Genomic DNA, 18,341 nt, shown 5'->3' on the forward strand with positions numbered 1-18,341 from the left:
ACCTAGTTGAGGTGACCGGGCCCGATCGGGCGGCCCCCATGGGACCGTCGAGCGGGCCGGATCGGTCAGCGGGTGGTGACGTCCGAGACGACGACCGTGACGTTGTCGGGAGCACCGGCGTGGTGGGCCAGCTTCACCAACTGCTCCCCGCACTGCTGGCGGTCGGAGTACATGCCCAGCGCCGCCGCGATGGCGTCGTCCTCGACGTAGTCGGAGAGCCCGTCGCTGCACAGCAGCAGCCGGTCACCCTGCGCCACGGTGAGCACACCGACGGCCGGCGGCGTGTCCGCGCCCTGCACGGCCCGGGTCACCAGGGAGCGCTGCGGGTGGTGCCGGGCCTGGTCGGGGGAGAGGGTGCCCTGGTCGACGAGCGCCTGCACGAACGTGTCGTCCCGGGTGAGCTGGGTCAGCTCCCCGTCGCGCAGCAGATAGCAGCGGGAGTCACCGACCTGGGCCAGCACCAGCGTCTCGCCGGCCAGCAGCGCGGTGGTCAGCGTGGTGCCCATCCCCTCGCGCGCCGGGTCCACGGTGATCGCGGCGTGGATGCGCTGGTTGGCGGTGCTGACCACGGCACGCAGGGCGTCCGCGGCCGCGTCCGGTTCGGTGGGTGGGGTCAACTCGTCCAGGATCCGGATCACGATCTCGCTCGCCACCTCGCCCGCGGGCAGGCCACCCATGCCGTCGGCGACGGCGATCAGGCGGTCACCGGCGAGGGCCGAGTCCTCGTTGTTGGTGCGGACCAGGCCGATGTCGTTGAGGATGGCCGAGCGGAGGATCAGCGTCATGGTGCCAGCTTGCCAAGAACACCCCGCCTTCGTCTCTACGCACTACTGCGTAGGGTTGAGAAATGATGCCGGTGTCCATGGTCGGACGCGCCGGCGAGCTCGCCGAGCTCGACCGGGCGTGGTCGTCCGTGGCCGCCGCCGAGCGTCGCGCGCCGACCGTCGCGGTGCTCACCGGCGCGGCCGGCGTGGGCAAGAGTCTGCTGGTCGCCGCCGCCGTGGATGCCCTCACGCCGCGTCCGTCCGTGGTGCTCTCGGGGGCCGCCCGGGTGTACGGTCCGGCCCCGTACGACTGGTTGGCGTCGGTGCTCACCGGCCGCGACACCGGCTCGCTCGCCCTGCCGCCGGACGCGCTGGCGTGGCTCGCCCAGCAGCCCACCGCACCGCGCGAACGGTACGCGCCGGGCACCCTGCTGCGCCTCGCCGTCCGTACCGTCCAGTTGCTGGTCGGCCCCGGCCCGGCGGTGCTGGTCGTGGACGATCTGCACGCGCTCGACCCGGCCAGCGTCAACCTGGTCGGTGAGCTGGCCACCGTGGCCGAGCTGCCGGCGCTGCTGATCGTCGCCAGCCGGCCGGCCGCCGACGCGGTGGCCCCGGACCTCACCCGCCGCGCGTTGGCCCGCCTCTGCGGGGTACGCGGCGTCGTCCGCCAGCATCTGGGTCCGCTGCGCCCGGCCGAGGTCGCCGAGGTGTTGACCCAGGTGTACGAGGGTGCGCCGCCGTCCGACCGGCTGGTCACCTCGGTCTGGCGACACACCGGCGGCAATCCGTACGCGTTGACCGAGCTGCTGGCCGCGTACGCCGGGGAGGGGCCGGACGCGTTGCTGCGACGGTTACCCGGGCCGCGTACGCCGCCCGGCCCGGTCGAGGCGGTCGACGTGGAGTTGACCGCCCGGGAGGTCGAGGTACTGGGCTGCCTGGTCAGCGGTATGTCGAACAAGCAGGTCGCGAAGGCGCTCGGCATCTCGGTGCGGACGGTCACCGTGCACGTGTCGAACCTGCTGCGCAAGACCGGCTCGGCGTCGCGGACCGAGGTGGCGCTCTGGGCGGTACGCCGGCGGATGCCGGTCCCCGCCCCGGTGGACTGAGCCGGGTTCAGTTGCGGGGGTAGCGGAGCAGCAGGCTCGCGGCGACCTCCTCGTCGCCCACCGCCGCGTACGTGTGCGGCACGTCGGAGACCCAGCGGAGGTGACCGCCGGCCGGGGCGGTCAGTGGCGCGTCGGCCGGGCCGGCCCGCAGCACTCCGCCGAAGACGGTGATGTGTTCGGTGACGCCCGGCTGGTGGGCGGGGGACGTCTGCACGACGCCCGGTGCGACGCGCATCCGGTACAGCTCGTAGGTCGCGTCGGTGTCGTCGAACACTTCCAGCAGGGTGGCGGTGACGGCGGCGCCGTGCACGACGGGCCCGGGGGTCGGGTCGGCCAGCAGGGCGGTGAACGGTACGCCGAGCTGCGCGGTGACCGCCCAGAGCGTCTCCAGGGTCGGGTTGCGGGTGCCGTGTTCCAGGCCGGAGAGGGTCGCCTTCCCGATGCCGGCGAGCCGGGCCAGTGTGGACAGCGAGATGCCCCGCTCCTCGCGCAGGGCGCGGACGCGCCGACCGACGACGACGGGGTCCACGTCGAGGCCGGGACGGCCCGCTGGTGGTGGCTGCGGCATCCGACTATGGTGCTACACACTGCCGTTCCGTAAACGGAACGCTCCGGGGGTGGTGACATGGGTGGACGCGCGCAACCGGTGCTGGCCGGCGTGGTGACCGCGCTGGTCGGCTTCGCCAGCTCCTTCACCGTCGTCCTGGCCGGGCTCCGGGCGGTCGGCGCGTCGGACGCGCAGGCCGCCTCCGGCCTGCTCGCCCTCTGCGTGGCGTGCGGGCTCGCCGCCGTGTGGCTGGGTTGGCGGCACCGCATCCCGATGAGCGTCGCCTGGTCGACGCCGGGCGCGGCGCTGCTGGTGGCGACCGGGCCGCCGCCCGGAGGTTGGCCGGTCGCGGTGGGCGCGTTCCTCGTCTCCGGGCTGCTGATCGTCGCGGCCGGTCTCTTCCCGCCGCTGAGCCGGGCGGTGGCCGCCATCCCCAAGCCGGTGGCCGGCGCGATGCTCGCCGGAGTGCTGCTGCCCCTGTGCACCGCACCGGTCCGGGCGCTCGTCGAGCTGCCCCTGGTGGCCGGTCCGGTGGTGGTCGGCTGGCTGCTGCTGCACCGGTTCGCCCGCCGCTGGGCGGTACCCGGGGCGCTGCTGGTGGCGGTGGTGGCGCTCGCGCTGACCGCGCCCCCGGCCGGGCTGAGCGGCACCGCGCTGATCCCGTCGGTCACCGTGACCGTGCCGGCCTGGAACGTGTCCGCGCTGGTCGGCTTGGCCCTTCCGCTGTTCCTGGTCACGATGGCGGCGCAGAACGTACCGGGCATGGCGGTGCTGGTCGGCTACGGCTACCGTCCGCCGTTCGGCGCGGCCCTGCGCGCCACCGGGCTCGCCAGCCTGCTGGCCGCCCCCGCCGGCGGACACGCCGTGAACCTCGCGGCGATCACCGCCGCGCTGGCCGCCGGCCCCGACGCGCATCCCGACCGGGAGCGTCGGTGGGTCGCCTCGGTCACCGCCGGCGTCGGGCTCGCCCTGCTCGGGCTGGGCGCGGGCGTCGCCACGGCCCTGGTGGCGGTCGCGCCGCCGATCCTCATCGAGGCCGTCGCGGGGCTGGCCCTGCTGGGCGCGCTCGCCACCGCGCTCGCGGCGGCGGTGACCGACCCCGAGGGCCGGGAAGCCGCTGTGGTCACCTTCGTGGTGACCGCGTCCGGGGTGACGCTGGTCGGCGTGGGAGGCGCGTTCTGGGGGCTGATCGCCGGCTGCCTGATGCTGCTGCTCTTCCGTCGCCCGGCCGCGCCCGTCCCGCCCGCGCCCGTCCCGCCCTCGTCGGAGAGTTCGACCGAGCCAGCACGACGGCTCCCGGCCTGATCCACTCGGGCTTCTGGAAGGCGGGGTGTCCGGGGTGCGGTGATGCCGCTGTTTGCGGGAAGCCGAGTCGATCAGGGCGACCGGGTTACTCCTCGCGGGGGAGGTCGGCCATGCCCACGGCGAGGAGGACCCGGCCGTCGGCCACCGAGCCGATCCGGTCGGCCGGGACGTACACGGCTCCGTCGGCCGACTCGGTGGAGACCTTCAGGTAGCCGGTGTGCAGCAGACGTGCCGCCAGGTCGGCCGGCACGTCCGGCTCCTCGACCGCGGTCGCCTCGATCAGCTCGTCCAGGCTGCTGCCCGGGTCGGCGGTCGGTGTCTGCACGGTCACCGCGTTCGGGTCGCCCCGCTGGACGAGGTCCACGGTGCCGACCTCGGTGCCGGCCACGTCGATCACCGGCATCCCGGTGGTGATCCGCGAGATGGTCGCTTGCTGCGCGTCCTGCTGGTCCATCTCTCAGCGGTTCCCGAGGCGGCCCGCCGCTAAACGCCGCCTCCGGAGCCGCGCGCTCAGCCGTTCGGGAGGGTCCAGCCGCCCGGTGGGCGGGGAGACAGCTCCCGCCAGGTGTCCGTGCCGTCGAGCAGCGCCCGGACCGTCTCCTCGGCCTCGTCGGCGCTGCCGTACTCGTAGAACCGGGAAATGCCCTCGGCGCCGCCGGCCCGCTGCTCGACGTGCCACCGGTCGGCGTCCACCCGGAGGAAGACGTCCCGCCGGGCCAGCCGCCCCCACTTCCCGTTCCACCAGTGCTTGCGCTGCTCCATGGCCGGACTCTATCGAACACACGTACGAGAAGATGCGGCCCCTGCGGGAATCCCGCAGGGGCCGATGTGCATCCGTGTGGGTCAGCGCTGCGTCGGCGGTTCGGTCCGGCGGCCCAGCACGTCGTCAAGCGCCCCGCGCTGCTGGCCCGGGGTCGTGTGACCGGCGGAGACCAGGGCGTCCCGGATCTCGGTGAGCAGCTTGACCTCCTCGCTGGGGGCCGCGGGCGGCGGCTCCTCGCCCCGCTGCCGCCGCTCGGCCAGCTTGTTCATCGGGAACACCACGAAGAAGTAGAGCACCGCCGCGGTGAGCAGGAACGTGATCACGGCGTTGATGAATGCCGCCCAGTCCACGTAGTTGCCCTCAGTGAGCTTCCATTTCCCGGCGCTGAGGGCGGTGCCTCCGCCGATCGCCTTGATCAGCGGTTCGAGGAACGACTTGGTGAGCTGGGTGACCACGCCGGTGAACGCGGCGCCGATCACGATGCCGACCGCCAGGTCGACGACGTTGCCGCGCATGATGAAATCTTTGAAGCCCTTGAGCATCCGTACTCCCGAGGTGTCCGGTTTTCCGTCGCGGACAACCTATGCCCCGTCGGCCGGCTCCAGAAAAGCACCGGCCTCGATCGCCGCCCGGCCCGCGTCGCCGGCCCGGATCGCCTCGACCAGCCGGGTGTGGTCGACGTAGCGCTCGGGCGCGAGCGCTCCCCCCATCGCCTGGGCGACGGTGCTGCGCAGGGCGGCGCCGAAGGAGGCGTACAGCTCGGCGAGCATCGCGTTGTGCGCGGCGGCGACCACCGCGACGTGCAGCGCCGCGTCGGCCTCCACGAACGCGTCGACCCGGCCGCCGCGCCAGGCCGCCTCGCGGTCGGCGAGCGCCCCGTCGAGCGCCGCCAGGTCCTGCGGGGTACGCCTCAGTGCGGCGAGTCGGGCCGCCTCCACCTCGAAGGCACGGCGTACCTCGATGACCTCGGTCATCCGGTCGTCGCCCAGTCGACGGGCCACCACCGGGGCCAGCTCGTCGGTGGACACCACGTAGGTGCCCGAGCCCTGCCGGCACTCCAGCACCCCGGCGTGCACGAGGGCGCGGACGGCCTCGCGGATCGTGTTGCGCCCGACGCCCAGCGCGGCGACCAACTGTGGCTCGGTGGGGATGCGGCCGCCCACCGGCCACTCGCCGCCGAGGATCCGGGCCCGGAGCTGCTCGATGGTCTGGCGGACGCGGTGCCCCCGGGGAGGCGTGGCTGGCTGCGCGGCGGGGGAATCGACCGACGGTGGCACTGGTTACATCACCGGCCTGAAATTCATCCCATGATTGTAGGTTAGAGGTCATGACCCCGCCAGCCGCCGCCGCTCCGGCCCCGCCCGCACCCGTCCTCGCCGTCGACACCCGCCCGGCGGACGGCACCACGGCCCGGCGGACGCACCCGGTGACCGGTGGCGCGCTGGTGCTGGTCGGGATGCTGCTGGTCGCGCTGAACCTGCGCATGGCGGTCACCAGCCTCGGCGCCCTGCTCGACGAGATCCGCGCCGGGTTGGGGCTCTCCGGCGTCATGGCCGGACTGGTCACCACCCTGCCGACCATCGCGTTCGCCGGCCTCGGCGCGCTCACCCCGTGGCTGGTCCGCCGGGTCGCCCCGGCCCGGGTACTGGTGGTCGCCATGATCGTCCTGGCCGTCGGCCAGGTGCTCCGGGCCGCCACCGACTCGGCCTGGATCTTCGTGCTCACCAGCGCGTTGGCACTGGCCGGCATCGCGGTCGCCAACATCCTGCTGCCCATGCTCGTCAAGCAGCACTTCGGCCACCGGACCGGCCTCGTCACCGGGGCGTACACCATGGCGTTGACCCTGGGCACGACGGTGGCCGCGGCCTCCGCCGTGCCGATCGCGCACGCCTTCGGGTCCTGGCGGGCCGGGCTGGGCGTCTGGGCCGGGCTGGCCGCGGTGGCCGTACTCCCGTGGGTGCCGCTGGCGCTGCGGACCCGCCGGGGCGCGCGGCGCGCGACCCCGACGGCGGCCGTCGCCGCGCGGGTCCGGCCGGCGCGGACCCGGCTGGGTTGGGCCATGGCGATCTACTTCGGGGCGCAGTCACTCAGCGGCTACGCCATCATGGGTTGGCTGGCCCAACTGTTCCGCGACGCCGGCTACCGGCCCGAGTCGGCCGGGCTGCTGCTCGCCGGGGTGACCGCGCTCGGCGTGCCGATCGCGCTGCTGATGCCCACCCTCGCCGGCCGGCTCGCCACCCTGCGCCCGCTGGTGTTCGGCCTGACCGGCGCGTCGGCGCTGGCCTACCTGGGGCTGGCGCTGGCACCGCACGGCGCCGCGCTGCTCTGGGTGACCCTGCTGGCGCTCGGCCAGGGCGCGTTCCCGCTGATCCTCACGACGATCGGTCTGCGCGCGCGGACCGCCGACGGGACCGTCGCGCTCTCCGCCTTCGCGCAGAGCACCGGGTACGTGATCGCCGCCCTCGGCCCGCTGTCGGTCGGCATCCTCTACGAGATCACCGGCGGCTGGACGGCGCCGATCGGATTCCTGCTGGCCGCGCTCGCCGTGCAGACGGCGGCGGGCATGGCGATCGCCCGTCCCCGCTACGTCGAGGACGAGTAGGTCGAAACAGCGGTCAGGAGGACGCCGGCGTCGGTTCGCCGGCGACGGCCTCGTCCACCGTCGGGTAGGTGTGCAGCACCTCGACGAGCCCGCTCACCTCGAGGATGCGCAGCACGCCACGCTGCGGAGCGGCCAGCCGCACCACACCGCCGGCCTCGTCACAGCTGTTCTTGGCGCGAACGAACACCGACAGACCGGTCGAGTCGCAGAACGAGACGTCCGCCAGGTCGAACACCAGCCGGTTGCGGCCCTTGTCGAGCAGGTCGGTGATCTGGTCCTGCAACTGCGGTGCGGTTGCCATGTCCAGCTCGCCCGCGACCGACACGACGACCACGTCGCCGCGTTGTTCCGTGTGCACCGTCAGGGACATTCGCCAGACCTCCTGTTATCGGGGGAACGGTATCCCACGACCGGGGTCGCACGCAGAACGGGAGCCGGCATCCGGTGGTCCCCGTCATTCCATTGCTACGGAGCAAGTAGTTGTGCAGGCCCCGGTGATAGAGTCCGGCCGGTCCAGGTCGAGGGGGGTTTTCGCGATGGCGTTGAACGCCGAGGAAAGTGGTCGACTGGCCGCGCTGCTGGGCGGCCACGCCGAGCAGATCACGCAGCGGTGGACCGACATCGTGGCCGGCTCGCTGCGGGGCCGGCTGAGCCACGCCGAGCTGCGCCGACAGGTCGAGGATCTGCATCAGGCCATCATCGGCGTCGCCCAGCAGGGCAGCTTCGACCTGTCCGCCGAGAGCACGGGTGAACTGCGCGCCACGCTCTCCGAGTTGTCCCGGGGCAGGGCCCGGCAGGGCTTCTCCGCCACCGAGACGACGATCAGCGTCTTCGCGCTCAAGGACGTACTGGCCGAGCTGCTCCAGGAGTCCGGCGGGGCCGACGCGCTGCACGACTTCGTCGCCTACTCCAAGCTCGTCGACGAGCTGGGCCTGTTCACCTTTGAGAGCTTCGTGCGTACCCGCGAGAGCCTCATCGCCGACCAGGCCGAGCAGTTGCTCGAACTCTCCACCCCGGTGGTGAAGCTGTGGGAGGGCGTGGTCGCCGTCCCGCTGGTCGGCACCCTGGACTCCGCCCGGGCCCAGGTGGTCATGGAGCGGCTGCTGCAGACCCTGGTCGACACCGGCTCCCCGTACGCGATCATCGACATCACCGGCGTCCCCGCCGTGGACACCCAGGTCGCCCAGCACATCCTGAAGACCGTGGTGGCCGCCCGACTGATGGGCGCCGACTGCATCATCTCCGGCATCCGGCCGCAGATCGCGCAGACCATCGTGGCGCTCGGCATCGAGTTCGGCGACATCGCCACCAAGGCCAGCCTCGCCGACGCGCTGCGCCACGTGCTGCGGCTCACCGGGATCGAGTCCGCCCGTCGCCAGTCCCGCAGGGACGCCTGATGGAACGCGTACCGATCCTCAAGATCGGTGACATCCTGCTGGTCTCCATCCAGCTCGACATGTCCGACCAGACGGCGGTCCAGCTCCAGGACGATCTCGCCGAGCGGATCGTGGCGACCGGCTGCCACGGCGTCATCATCGACATCACCGCGCTGGACATCGTCGACTCGTTCGTCGGCCGGATGCTCTCCACCATCGCGTCGATCTCGAAGGTCCTCGACGCCGAGACGGTGGTGGTCGGCATGCGCCCCGCCGTCGCCATCACACTTGTCGAACTGGGGCTGTCGCTGAACGGCATCCGTACCGCGCTGAACGTCGAGCGCGGCATGGAGCTGATCGCGGCGGCCAACGCCGACGAGCTCGATCACCAGCTCGACGACGATCCGGACGCCGAGACGGCCACGCCGTGACCACGGGCATCGACCTGGGCCACCCGCAGGCGCAGTCGGTCCGCAGCGACGAGGACGTGGTACGCGTCCGGCAACTGGTCCGGTCGGTGGCGGTCGCCGTCAAGCTGTCGCTGGTCGACCAGACCAAGGTGGTCACGGCCGCGAGCGAGCTGGCCCGCAACACCCTGGTGTACGGCGGCGGCGGCACCGTCGAGGTGGCGACCGTGGACAACGGCCGACGTAAGGGCCTGCGGATCGTCTTCGCCGACTCCGGCCCCGGCATCGCCGACCTCGACCTGGCCCTGACCGACGGGTACACCACCGGCGGCGGCCTCGGCCTCGGCCTCAGCGGGTCCCGCCGGCTGGTCGACGAGTTCGAGATCGAGACGTCGGCGGAGGCCGGCACCCGGATCACGGTCACCAAGTGGGCCCGGTGAACGGGGACCCGGTCACCGACAGCGGCATCTGGTTCCGGGTGGAGGCGGGCAGTACCGCCAGCGCCGTACGACGCGCTGCGGAACGCCTCGGCGAGCAGATCGAGATGGGTGCGGCCCGCATCGCGGACCTGGCCATCGTGGCCGCCGAACTGACCAGCAACCTCGTCAAGCACGCCGACAACGGCGTCCTGCTGCTGCGGCCGGTCCGCCGTGCCGGGCAGGCCGGCGTGGAGATGGTCGCCATCGACTCCGGGCCCGGCATGGCCGACCTCACCGTCTCCTCCCGGGACGGGCACTCCACCACCGGCACGCTCGGCATCGGCCTCGGCGCCATCGTCCGGCAGGCGAGCTGGTTCGACGGCTACTCCCTGCCCGGTAAGGGGACCGTCTTCGCCGTCCAGGTCTGGCCGGCCGAACCGGCGACACCGTCCTGGGCCGGTGGTCTCACCCGGCCGATCCCCGGCGAGACGGTCAGCGGTGACGGGTACGCCGTCCGGCTCGTCGACGGCCGGCACCAGGTGCTCGTCAGCGACGGTCTGGGGCACGGCCCGCTGGCCGCCGCCGCCACCGAGGCCGCGCTCGCCGCCTTCCGCAACGCGCCGGCCGGCGCCCCGGCGGCGGTGGTGAGCCACCTGCACCGGAGCATGTCGCACACCCGTGGCGCGGCGCTCGCGGTCGCCGAACTGGCACCTGGCGTGCTGCACTACGCCGGGCTCGGCAACATCTCCGGCGTGATCGTCGACGACGATGGCCAACGCCGCGGGCTCGTGTCGCTGCCCGGCATCGCCGGGCACCAACGGCCGACGGTACGCGGCTACGACTACCCGTTCGGGCCGGGTTCCCGGCTCGTCATGCACAGCGACGGCGTCGTCGACCGCTGGCGGTTGGCCGACTACCCGGGCCTCGTCGAACGGTCCCCGCTGGTGCTGGCGGCAACCCTGCTGCGCGACGCCGGAACGCGGCGCGACGACGCCTGTGTCCTGGTGGCGAGGTCCGGGCATGAGCGTTGATCCGGCCTCGGTGCCGCTGCTGCAGATGGCGCTCCGCGTCGAACAGGACATCTTCGTCATCCGCCAGCGTGGCCGCGAGGTGGCCGGCGTGGTGGGCCTCGAACACCAGGACCAGGTGCGGATCGCCACCGCTCTCAGTGAGGTCGCCCGGGACCTGCTGCGGCTGACCGGCGGCGCGGACGTCATCTTCCACCTCGAGGGGCGGCCCGACGGCCGCTTCCACCTCCGCGCCGACCTGGCGCCGGTGGGGCCGCTACCCGACGGCCGGTACGAGCCGCAGTCCGGTGCGGTGTCCCGCCTGGTCGACTCCCTGAGCGTGACGACCGCCGAGGGGGTTACGGTCGTAAGGATGTCCCGCAGAGTCCCGGCGAACGCGCCGATCCCGACCCCGGAGCGGCTGGCCGAGTTCCGTTCCGAACTCGGCCGCACCGCGCCGGGCAGCGCGTTGGACGAGTTGACCGTGCAGAACGGCCAGCTCATCGCGGCGCTCGACGAGGTGCGCAGCCAACGCGACGAGCTGGCCGTGCTCAACGAGGAGCTGGCCGAGACCAACCGTGGCGTGGTGGCGCTCTACAACCAGCTCACCGAGGAGCTGGAGGCGACCAACCGGGGAGTCGTCGCCCTCTACGCCGAGCTGGACGAGAAGTCGGCCCAACTGCGTGCCGCGAGCGAGTCGAAGAGCCGGTTCCTGGCGAACGTGAGCCACGAGCTGCGCGCCCCGGTGACCGCGATCATCGGGCTGGGACGCCTGCTCGCGGACTCCTCCTCCGACCCTCTCACCACCGAGCAGGTCCGTCAGGTCGGCCTCATCCGCTCCTCGGCGGAGGATCTGCTCGGTCTGGTCAACGAACTGCTGGACCTCGCCAAGGCCGAATCGGGCCGGATCGAGCCCGACTGGGCGGACGTGGACCTGCGCCCGGTCTTCGGTCAACTGCGCGGCACCATGCGGGCACTGGCCACCCGGCCCAGGGTGGAGCTGACGGTGGAGGAGCCGACCGTGCCGGCCGTGCTGCGCACCGACGAGGTGCTGCTCGGCCAGGTGCTGCGCAACCTGCTGCACAACGGGCTGAAGTTCACCGAGCGCGGCGAGGTGCGGCTGCGCGCCCGACGCCGCGACGACCGGTGGCGCTTCGAGGTCAGTGACACCGGCCCGGGTATCCCCCCCGAGCTGCACGATCGGATCTTCGAGGAGTTCTACCAGGTGCCCGGCGCGACCCGGGTCGGCGGCACCGGCCTCGGCCTGCCGTACGCCCGGCGACTGGTGACCCTGCTCGGTGGCACGCTGGAGCTGGCCAGCGAGCCCGGCCGGGGCAGCACCTTCACCGTCTCACTGCCCATCGGCGGAGCGTGACGGTGGACGCCGTACCGACGACCGTCCTGGTGGTCGATGACAGCCGTACCAAGCGTTACCTGCTGGTCAGTTGGCTCAGCCGGGCCGGGTACACGGTGCTCGAGTCGGAGAGCGGCACCGAGGCGCTGGCCCGGGTCGAGACGGCGCGGATCGACCTCGTGGTGCTGGACGTCCGGCTGCCCGACCTGAGCGGCTACGAGGTGTGCGAGCGGATCAAGGCGGCCCACCCGGCGCTGCCGGTGATTCACGTCTCCGCGCACGCCGTGGACGTGGCCGACCGCGCCCAGGGGCTCACCCGGGGGGCGGACGCGTACCTGGCCGAGCCGATCGAGCCGGAGGAGCTGATCGCCACCACCCGGGCGGTGCTGCGCTACTACCAGGCCCGGCAGCGTGCCGAACTGCTCGCCGAGCGACTGCTCGGCCTCGCCGACACCACCGTCGCGGTGCACGCCGCGGCGACGTTCGGGCGGCTCCTCGAGGTCGCCGCGGAGGGGGCCGCGCAGATCTTTAAGAGCCCCGCCGCAGTGATCGCCGAGACGTTCGACGGTGACTGCATCGCCGGTGTCTGCGCCGGCCCCGGCGCCGAAGCCGCCGTTGTGCCGTGGGTCGTCGACGACACCGGAGTGCCCACCGGCGCCACCGTGCGGGTGGAGCCTCCGGAGAACTGGGGTCTGCTCACCTGGCCCGCGGACGACACGGTGACCGTGGCCGCGGCCCGGCTGCGGGAGGACCGCGCGCCGCTCTACGTGGTCGTACCCACCGCCACCCAGACCGCCCGGACGCCGGTGCTCGTGCAGCTCGCCCAGGCCGTCGCGGCGGCCGTCGAGGCCCAGCGCTCCTTCGACGAGGAGCACCGGATCGCCGTCACCCTCCAACGCAGTCTGCTCCCGCGCAGCCTGCCCACGGTCGCCGGACTGGACTTCGCGGTGCGCTACGAGCCGGCTAGCGCGCAGACCGAGGTGGGCGGCGACTTCTACGAGCTGGTGATGCTCGACGGGCACCTCCTGCTGGCGATCGGGGACGTGGCCGGCCACTCGCTGCACGCGGCCACCGTGATGGCCGAGCTGCGGCACGCGGTACGGGCGTACGCCGTCGAGGGGCACCAGCCCGGCGAGATCCTGCACCGGGTCAACGAGCTGATGCGTACCCTGCTGCCGAACGAACTGGCCACGCTCTGCGTCCTGCTGCTGCACCCGCCGAGCGGTCACGTCCGGCTGGCCAGCGCCGGTCATCTGCCGCCGCTGCTGCACCGGGACGGCAAGGTGGAGTTCGTGCAGCACTCGGCACCCCTGCTCGGCGTCCGCGCGCCCCGACCGGCCGACCTGGAGTTCGTCCTGCCGACCGGCGCCACGCTGGTGTTCTACACCGACGGGCTGATCGAGCGCCGGGACGCCACCATCGACGAGGGGCTGGCCGCGCTAGCGGCGGTGTCGACCACGGTGGACGACAACCTGGACGACTTCTGCGCCCGCCTCCTGGTCGAACTCGCCCCCGACAAGATCCAGGACGACGTAGCCGTAGTAGTCCTCCGCCGCCACTAAACCCCCACCCCACCCCTCCGGCCCCCGGGCCCCCCAGGCCCCCCAGGCCCTCCGGCCCCCTCTCTGCTCCGGTGATCAAGAGGTTTGCGTCAAATTTCGCCCTGTCGATGACGCGAACCTCTTGATCACGCGGGTGAAGGGGTGGGGGTGGGTGGGGGGTGGGGGTGGGGGGGTGTTGACGGGGGTATTCGCTGGGTGAATAGTGGGGCGGTGTCTACGCCGCATGTTCTGCTTGGGTTGCTGGCTGGGGGGAGTCGGCACGGGTATGAGCTCAAGCGTGCGCATGACCAGCGGCTGCCCCGGGCTCGACCGTTGGCCTTCGGGCAGGTCTACGCGACCCTCGGTCGCCTCGAACGGGACGGTCTGGTGGCCGCCGCCGGTCAGGACCGCGCCTCCGGGCCGGACCGCACGGCGTACGCGCTGACCGACGAGGGTCGCTCCACCCTGGATCGGTGGCTGTCCACGGTGGAGTCACCGATGCCGTACGTGGCCAGCACGCTCTTCGCCAAGGTCGTCGTGGCGCTGCTGGTCGCCGACGTCGACCGGGCGCGGTCGTACCTGGTCGCCCAGCGTGCCGCGCACACCGCGCGGCTGCGGGAGCTGACGGCGGTCAAGACCGACCCGGCCGCCACCCTCAACGACGTGGTCGCGGCCGACTTCGCGATCGCCCATCTCGACGCCGACCTGCGGTGGCTGCACACCACGCTGGGCCGGGTCGCCGACTGGCACCGGGAGGTGCACGCGTGACGCAACTCCAGGCTCGCGGCGTGGTTCGGGCGTACGGCCCGACGCCCGCCCTGCGCGGTGTGACGCTCGACGTGGCCGAGGGCGAGATCGTCGCGGTCACCGGGCCGAGTGGCTGCGGCAAGTCGACCCTGCTGCACTGCCTGGCCGGGATCCTCCGGCCCGACGCGGGCGAGGTCACCTGGCGCGGCCACCGGCTCGACACCTGGTCGGAGGCGGCCCGGTCCCGGCTACGGCGTACCGAGTTCGGGGTGCTGTTCCAGTTCGGGCAGTTGGTGGCCGAGCTGACGGCGGCCGAGAACGTGGCGCTGCCCCTGCTCCTCGCCGGCACGGGGCGGCGAGAGGCGCGGACGGCCGCGCTCACCTGGCTGGAGCGGTTCGGGGTGGCCGACCTGGCCGACCTGCGGCCCGGCGAGATGTCCGGCGGCCAGCAGCAGCGGTGTGCGACGGCGCGGGCACTGGTCACCGAGCCGCGGGTGCTCTTCGCCGACGAGCCGACCGGCGCGCTCGACACGCTCACCGGCGAGCAGGTGCTCACCCAACTGGTCCGGCTCGCACGGGAGCAACGCACCTCCGTCGTGCTGGTCACCCACGAGCCGCGGATCGCCGCGTACGCCGATCGGGAGATCGTGCTGCGCGACGGCCTGGTGGACCACACCGGCCTGGGGCTGGACGTGCCGTTGGCGGGCGGCGCACGGTGAGGCCGGCGACGCTGGTACGGCTCGCGCTGGCCGGCAACCGCACCGACACGGCACGCGTGGTGCTGACCGCGCTCAGTGCGCTGCTGGCGGCGCTGGCCGGGCTGGCGGCGCTCACCGTGCTCGCGATCCAGAAACCGGCCGGTGACGCTTGGGCGCAGTCCGAGCAGTACGGCAACGCGCTGCTGCGTGAACCGGGACTGCGCGGCGGGACCGCCTTCGCGCTGCTGATGCTGGCCGTACCGGTGCTGGCACTGGCCGGCCAGTGTGCCCGGCTCGGCGCTCCGGCCCGGGACCGGCGACTCGCCGCGCTCCGGTTGGCCGGCGCGACCCCCGGTCAGGTCACCCGACTGGCGGTGCTGGAGACCGGCCTGGCCAGCCTGCTCGGCACCGGTGTCGGGCTGGGCGTCTACCTGGTCGGCCGCGAGCTGCTGCACCGGCCGGACGACCAGGGCCGGTTGGCGCTGCCCACCGACGTGCTGCCCTCGGTCGGCGCGCTGGCCGCGGTGGTGCTGGGTCTGCCGGTGATCGCGGCGCTGGCCACCGCCCTCATGTTGCGTACCGTCACGACGAGCCCGCTCGGGGTCAGTCGCAAGGCCGCCCGCGAGCGGGGTCCACGCCCCTGGGCCGGAGTGCTGATCGGCCTCGGTCTGGCCTGCTTCGCGGCCACGCGCCCGATGCTCCGATGGGTCGACGGGAACGACGTGGTGCGGGGCTGGCTGGTGCCCCTGCTCTTCCTGGCGGGCGGGCTCGCCGCGATGATCGGGGTGGTCGTCGGCGTCGGCTGGATCTCGTACACCTGCGGGCGTCTGCTGCGCCGACATGCCCGCGGCGCGGCGGCGCTACTCGCGGCGGGCCGGCTGATGGCCGACCCGTGGGCGGGCAGCCGGACGTTCGCCGCCTTGCTGGCCGCCATGATCTTCGGTGCCGGCGCGGCGGTCCAGCGTGCCTACTTCGTTGCCCAGGCCGCGCTGGAACGGGAACAGAACCGTCTCGCCGGGGTGGACGACGGCGGCGCCAACCCGTTCTACCTGTCGACAATGGACCTGGTCGACGCCGCAGTCGCCGTCGCGGTGCTGATCGCGGCGGGCGGTCTGCTCGTCGCGCTGGTCGAGGGAATCGTGGCCCGCCGTCGCGCGTACGCGGCGCTGGTCGCCACCGGCGTGCCCCGCAGCACGCTCAGCGGATCGGTGGCCTGGCAGGCATTGGCCCCTGCGGTGCCGGCGATCCTGCTGGCGCTCACCGTCGGCGTGCTGCTCGGTAGGGGACTCTTTCCCAGCGTCACCACGAGCACATCGTCGACGACGGTGTGCGACGCCACGGCGGCGCTCTGCGACGACCCGGCCACCCGTGACCAGTACACCCACCTCGTGCCGACCGCTGCGCAGGAGCGGACTGTCGCCGTACCGCTGGAGCACCTGGCCTGGCTCGGCGCCGGCGCTCTGGCGGCGGTGCTGGTGACGGTCGGTGTCGGCCTGCTCTTCCTGCGGGTGAGCACGGCGGTGGACGAGTTGCGGACGGCCTGAGCGGCCGTGCCGGCGGCGGCCCGCCGGCACGGCCAGGCCGGACCGCTCAGGCGCGGCCCAGGCGGTCCAGGATCCAGGCGTTGATGAACGCCTCCTCGCGCCAGGCGTCGTACCGGCCGCTCGGGCCGCCGTGCCCGGCGCCCATCTCGGTCTTGAGCAGGTAGTCGCCCTGCGGTGCGGTCGCCCGCAGCCGCGCGATCCACTTCGCCGGCTCGGAGTAGAGCACCCGCGTGTCGTTGAGGCTGGTCACCGCGAGGATCGCCGGGTAGTCCACCGCCGTGACGTTCTCGTACGGCGTGTACGACTTCATGTACGCGTACACCTCGGGATCGTCGAGGGGGTTGCCCCACTCCTCCCACTCCGTGACGGTCAGCGGCAGCGACGGGTCGAGGATCGAGGTGAGCGCGTCCACGAACGGCACCTGCGCCACGATCCCCGTGAAGGCGTCCGGAGCGAGGTTGGCGACCGCGCCCATCAGCAGGCCGCCGGCCGACGCGCCCCGGGCCACCAGCCGGTCACTGGCCGTCCAACCGGCCTTGACCAGGTGCCGGGCGCAGGCCACGAAGTCGGTGAAGGTGTTCTTCTTGGCCAGCATCTTGCCCTGGTCGTACCAGCGTCGGCCCAGCTCGCCGCCGCCCCGGGTGTGCGCCACGGCGAAGACCACGCCCCGGTCCAGCAGGGACAGTCGGGCCACCGAGAACCACGGGTCCATGCTGGCCTCGTACGAGCCGTAGCCGTACAGCTCGCAGGGCGCCGAGCCGTCCCGGGGCGTGCCGACCCGGCAGACCAGCGAGATCGGCACCCGGGTGCCGTCGTCGGCGAGCGCCCAGTCGCGGTGCTGCTCGTACTCGGCCGGGTCGTACGGCCGGCCGTCCGGCCCGGGCAGCACCGGCTTCTGCTTGCGCAGCACCATCTGCCGGGTGACCAGGTCGTAGTCGTAGACCGAGTCGGGGGTGACCAGCGAGGAGTAGCGCAACCGGACCTGCCCGGTGCGGTACTCCGGGTTGGCGTCCAGCCCGACGCTGTACAGCGGCTCGGGGAAGTCGATGTCGTACCCGTCGTCGCTGCCGACCGGCAGCACCCGCAGGCCGGTGAGGCCGTCGGTACGCAGGGACACCACCAGGTGGTTGGCGAACGCGTCGACCGCCTCCAGCCGGGTGCCCGGGGTGTGCTCGATCAGCGGAACCCAGTCGCCCGGGGTGTCCGCCGAGGTGAACGCCAGCGCGAAGTCCTCCGCGCCGTCGTTGTGCAGGATCAGGAAACGGTGGCCGTGGTGCTCCACCGCGTACTCGACGCCCTGCCGGCGGGGCGCGATCACGGCCGGCGCGCCGGTGGGGTTGCCGGCCGGAATCACCAGCACCTCGCTGGTGATCTTGCTGTGGATGTCGATGAGGATGAACTTCTCCGACCGGGTCAGCTCGACGCCCACCCAGAACCGCTCGTCGTCCTCCTGGTGCACCACCACGTCGTCGGAGGCGGCGGAGCCGATGGTGTGCCGCCAGACCCGGTTCGGCCGCCAGGCGTCGTCGACCGTCACGTAGAACAGCGCCGACGCGTCGGCCGACCAGGCGGTGCCGTAGAAGGTGTCGGGCACCTCGTCGGGCAGCAGCTCGCCGGTGTTCAGGTCCTTCACGCGCAGGGTGAAGCGCTCGTCGCCGGAGAAGTCCGTCGAGTACGCCAGCCAGCGCCCGTCCGGGCTGACGTCGAACGCGCCCAGCGAGAAGAAGTCGTGCCCCTCGGCCAGCAGGTTGCCGTCGAGCAGCACCTCCTCGCCGTCGAGCGGGGCGCCGTCCGCGCTGACCGGTGGCTCGGACTCGCCGTCGCGGACCGCGCGCCGGCAGTGCACCCCGTACTGCTGGCCCTCGATCGTGCGGGTGTAGTACCAGTACCCGCCCTTGCGGGTGGGCACCGACAGGTCCGTCTCGCGGGTGCGCTGGCGGGTCTCCTCGAACAGCTCCGCCCGCAGGGCGGCCAGGTGCGCGGTGCGCTCCTCGGTGTACGCGTTCTCGGCGGTCAGGTAGGCGATCGTCTCCGGGTCGTCCTTGGCGGCGAGCCAGGCGTACTCGTCGACGACGGTGTCGCCGTGGTGGGTGCGCTCGGTGGGCACCCGCTTCGCCGCGGGCGGGGCAGTCTCGGTGGTCACGGCGGCCACGTTACCGGC

At 73.0% G+C, this 18,341-nt stretch carries 20 protein-coding genes; 12 read left to right on the forward strand and 8 right to left on the reverse strand.

What is annotated here, in order from left to right; genetic code table 11:
• Positions 1–65: 65 nt before the first annotated feature.
• Positions 66–785 carry a PP2C family protein-serine/threonine phosphatase gene (locus tag ACQP03_RS01550; RefSeq protein WP_357133793.1) on the reverse strand — a complete coding sequence of 240 codons (720 nt, stop codon included), beginning with the start codon at positions 783–785 and terminating at the stop codon, positions 66–68.
• A 62-nt stretch (positions 786–847) separates the two neighbouring features.
• Here ACQP03_RS01550 and ACQP03_RS01555 point away from each other — a divergent pair, with 62 nt between their 5' ends.
• The gene (locus ACQP03_RS01555; protein ID WP_357133791.1) at positions 848–1,870 is read left to right on the forward strand and encodes a response regulator transcription factor; all 1,023 of its coding nucleotides are present in this window, start codon (positions 848–850) and stop codon (positions 1,868–1,870) included.
• Positions 1,871–1,877: 7 nt separating this feature from the next.
• Here ACQP03_RS01555 and ACQP03_RS01560 read toward each other — a convergent pair whose 3' ends face one another.
• Positions 1,878–2,438 carry a helix-turn-helix domain-containing protein gene (locus ACQP03_RS01560; RefSeq protein WP_396831999.1) on the reverse strand — a complete coding sequence of 187 codons (561 nt, stop codon included), beginning with the start codon at positions 2,436–2,438 and terminating at the stop codon, positions 1,878–1,880.
• A 57-nt stretch (positions 2,439–2,495) separates the two neighbouring features.
• Here ACQP03_RS01560 and ACQP03_RS01565 point away from each other — a divergent pair, with 57 nt between their 5' ends.
• Positions 2,496–3,722, forward strand: coding sequence for a benzoate/H(+) symporter BenE family transporter (locus tag ACQP03_RS01565; RefSeq protein WP_357133787.1), 1,227 nt, complete (start codon positions 2,496–2,498; stop codon positions 3,720–3,722).
• Positions 3,723–3,807: 85 nt separating this feature from the next.
• Here ACQP03_RS01565 and ACQP03_RS01570 read toward each other — a convergent pair whose 3' ends face one another.
• From ACQP03_RS01570 to ACQP03_RS01585, 4 genes are all read right to left on the reverse strand, one after another.
• A complete protein-coding gene (locus ACQP03_RS01570) occupies positions 3,808–4,176 on the reverse strand; it encodes a hypothetical protein (protein ID WP_357133785.1) in 369 nt (122 codons plus the stop codon).
• 56 nt (positions 4,177–4,232) lie between these two features.
• On the reverse strand, positions 4,233–4,484 hold the full coding sequence (locus tag ACQP03_RS01575) for a hypothetical protein (RefSeq protein ID WP_355048337.1): 252 nt from the start codon (positions 4,482–4,484) through the stop codon (positions 4,233–4,235).
• Positions 4,485–4,565: 81 nt separating this feature from the next.
• Complete coding sequence (mscL, locus tag ACQP03_RS01580; RefSeq protein ID WP_357171618.1) at positions 4,566–5,027, reverse strand: large conductance mechanosensitive channel protein MscL; 462 nt, start codon at positions 5,025–5,027, stop codon at positions 4,566–4,568.
• A gap of 39 nt (positions 5,028–5,066) precedes the next feature.
• Complete coding sequence (locus tag ACQP03_RS01585; RefSeq protein WP_433459956.1) at positions 5,067–5,762, reverse strand: FadR/GntR family transcriptional regulator; 696 nt, start codon at positions 5,760–5,762, stop codon at positions 5,067–5,069.
• Positions 5,763–5,812: 50 nt separating this feature from the next.
• Here ACQP03_RS01585 and ACQP03_RS01590 point away from each other — a divergent pair, with 50 nt between their 5' ends.
• Positions 5,813–7,087 (forward strand): MFS transporter, encoded by a 1,275-nt coding sequence (locus ACQP03_RS01590; RefSeq protein ID WP_396831998.1) that lies wholly within the window; start codon positions 5,813–5,815, stop codon positions 7,085–7,087.
• Between the two features lie 13 nt (positions 7,088–7,100).
• Here ACQP03_RS01590 and ACQP03_RS01595 read toward each other — a convergent pair whose 3' ends face one another.
• Entirely contained in the window at positions 7,101–7,457 is a 357-nt protein-coding gene (locus ACQP03_RS01595; protein WP_007454464.1) for an STAS domain-containing protein, read from the reverse strand.
• A 166-nt stretch (positions 7,458–7,623) separates the two neighbouring features.
• Here ACQP03_RS01595 and ACQP03_RS01600 point away from each other — a divergent pair, with 166 nt between their 5' ends.
• From ACQP03_RS01600 to ACQP03_RS01640, 9 genes are all read left to right on the forward strand, one after another.
• Positions 7,624–8,484 (forward strand): STAS domain-containing protein, encoded by an 861-nt coding sequence (locus tag ACQP03_RS01600; RefSeq protein WP_357133779.1) that lies wholly within the window; start codon positions 7,624–7,626, stop codon positions 8,482–8,484.
• Entirely contained in the window at positions 8,484–8,894 is a 411-nt protein-coding gene (locus ACQP03_RS01605; protein WP_355048333.1) for an STAS domain-containing protein, read from the forward strand. Before ACQP03_RS01600 ends, ACQP03_RS01605 begins: the two co-directional genes overlap by 1 nt.
• Positions 8,891–9,310 (forward strand): anti-sigma regulatory factor, encoded by a 420-nt coding sequence (locus ACQP03_RS01610; protein ID WP_357133776.1) that lies wholly within the window; start codon positions 8,891–8,893, stop codon positions 9,308–9,310. The genes ACQP03_RS01605 and ACQP03_RS01610 overlap by 4 nt, the downstream gene beginning before the upstream one ends.
• A complete protein-coding gene (locus ACQP03_RS01615; RefSeq protein ID WP_433459960.1) occupies positions 9,307–10,320 on the forward strand; it encodes a SpoIIE family protein phosphatase in 1,014 nt (337 codons plus the stop codon). Before ACQP03_RS01610 ends, ACQP03_RS01615 begins: the two co-directional genes overlap by 4 nt.
• Positions 10,310–11,671 (forward strand): sensor histidine kinase, encoded by a 1,362-nt coding sequence (locus ACQP03_RS01620; RefSeq protein ID WP_357133772.1) that lies wholly within the window; start codon positions 10,310–10,312, stop codon positions 11,669–11,671. Before ACQP03_RS01615 ends, ACQP03_RS01620 begins: the two co-directional genes overlap by 11 nt.
• Positions 11,672–11,673: 2 nt before the next feature.
• Complete coding sequence (locus ACQP03_RS01625) at positions 11,674–13,212, forward strand: SpoIIE family protein phosphatase (RefSeq protein ID WP_363660387.1); 1,539 nt, start codon at positions 11,674–11,676, stop codon at positions 13,210–13,212.
• 210 nt (positions 13,213–13,422) lie between these two features.
• Positions 13,423–13,959 carry a PadR family transcriptional regulator gene (locus ACQP03_RS01630; RefSeq protein ID WP_357133768.1) on the forward strand — a complete coding sequence of 179 codons (537 nt, stop codon included), beginning with the start codon at positions 13,423–13,425 and terminating at the stop codon, positions 13,957–13,959.
• Positions 13,956–14,657, forward strand: coding sequence for an ABC transporter ATP-binding protein (locus ACQP03_RS01635; RefSeq protein WP_357133766.1), 702 nt, complete (start codon positions 13,956–13,958; stop codon positions 14,655–14,657). Before ACQP03_RS01630 ends, ACQP03_RS01635 begins: the two co-directional genes overlap by 4 nt.
• Entirely contained in the window at positions 14,654–16,180 is a 1,527-nt protein-coding gene (locus ACQP03_RS01640) for an FtsX-like permease family protein (protein ID WP_433459964.1), read from the forward strand. Before ACQP03_RS01635 ends, ACQP03_RS01640 begins: the two co-directional genes overlap by 4 nt.
• Before the next feature lie 46 nt (positions 16,181–16,226).
• Here the strand turns inward: ACQP03_RS01640 and ACQP03_RS01645 are convergent, their stop codons facing one another.
• Positions 16,227–18,323, reverse strand: coding sequence for a S9 family peptidase (locus tag ACQP03_RS01645; protein WP_357133762.1), 2,097 nt, complete (start codon positions 18,321–18,323; stop codon positions 16,227–16,229).
• Between the last annotated feature and the right edge of the window lie 18 nt (positions 18,324–18,341).

The organism is Micromonospora sp. CA-248212 (assembly GCF_050948405.1).
GTDB lineage: Bacteria > Actinomycetota > Actinomycetes > Mycobacteriales > Micromonosporaceae > Micromonospora.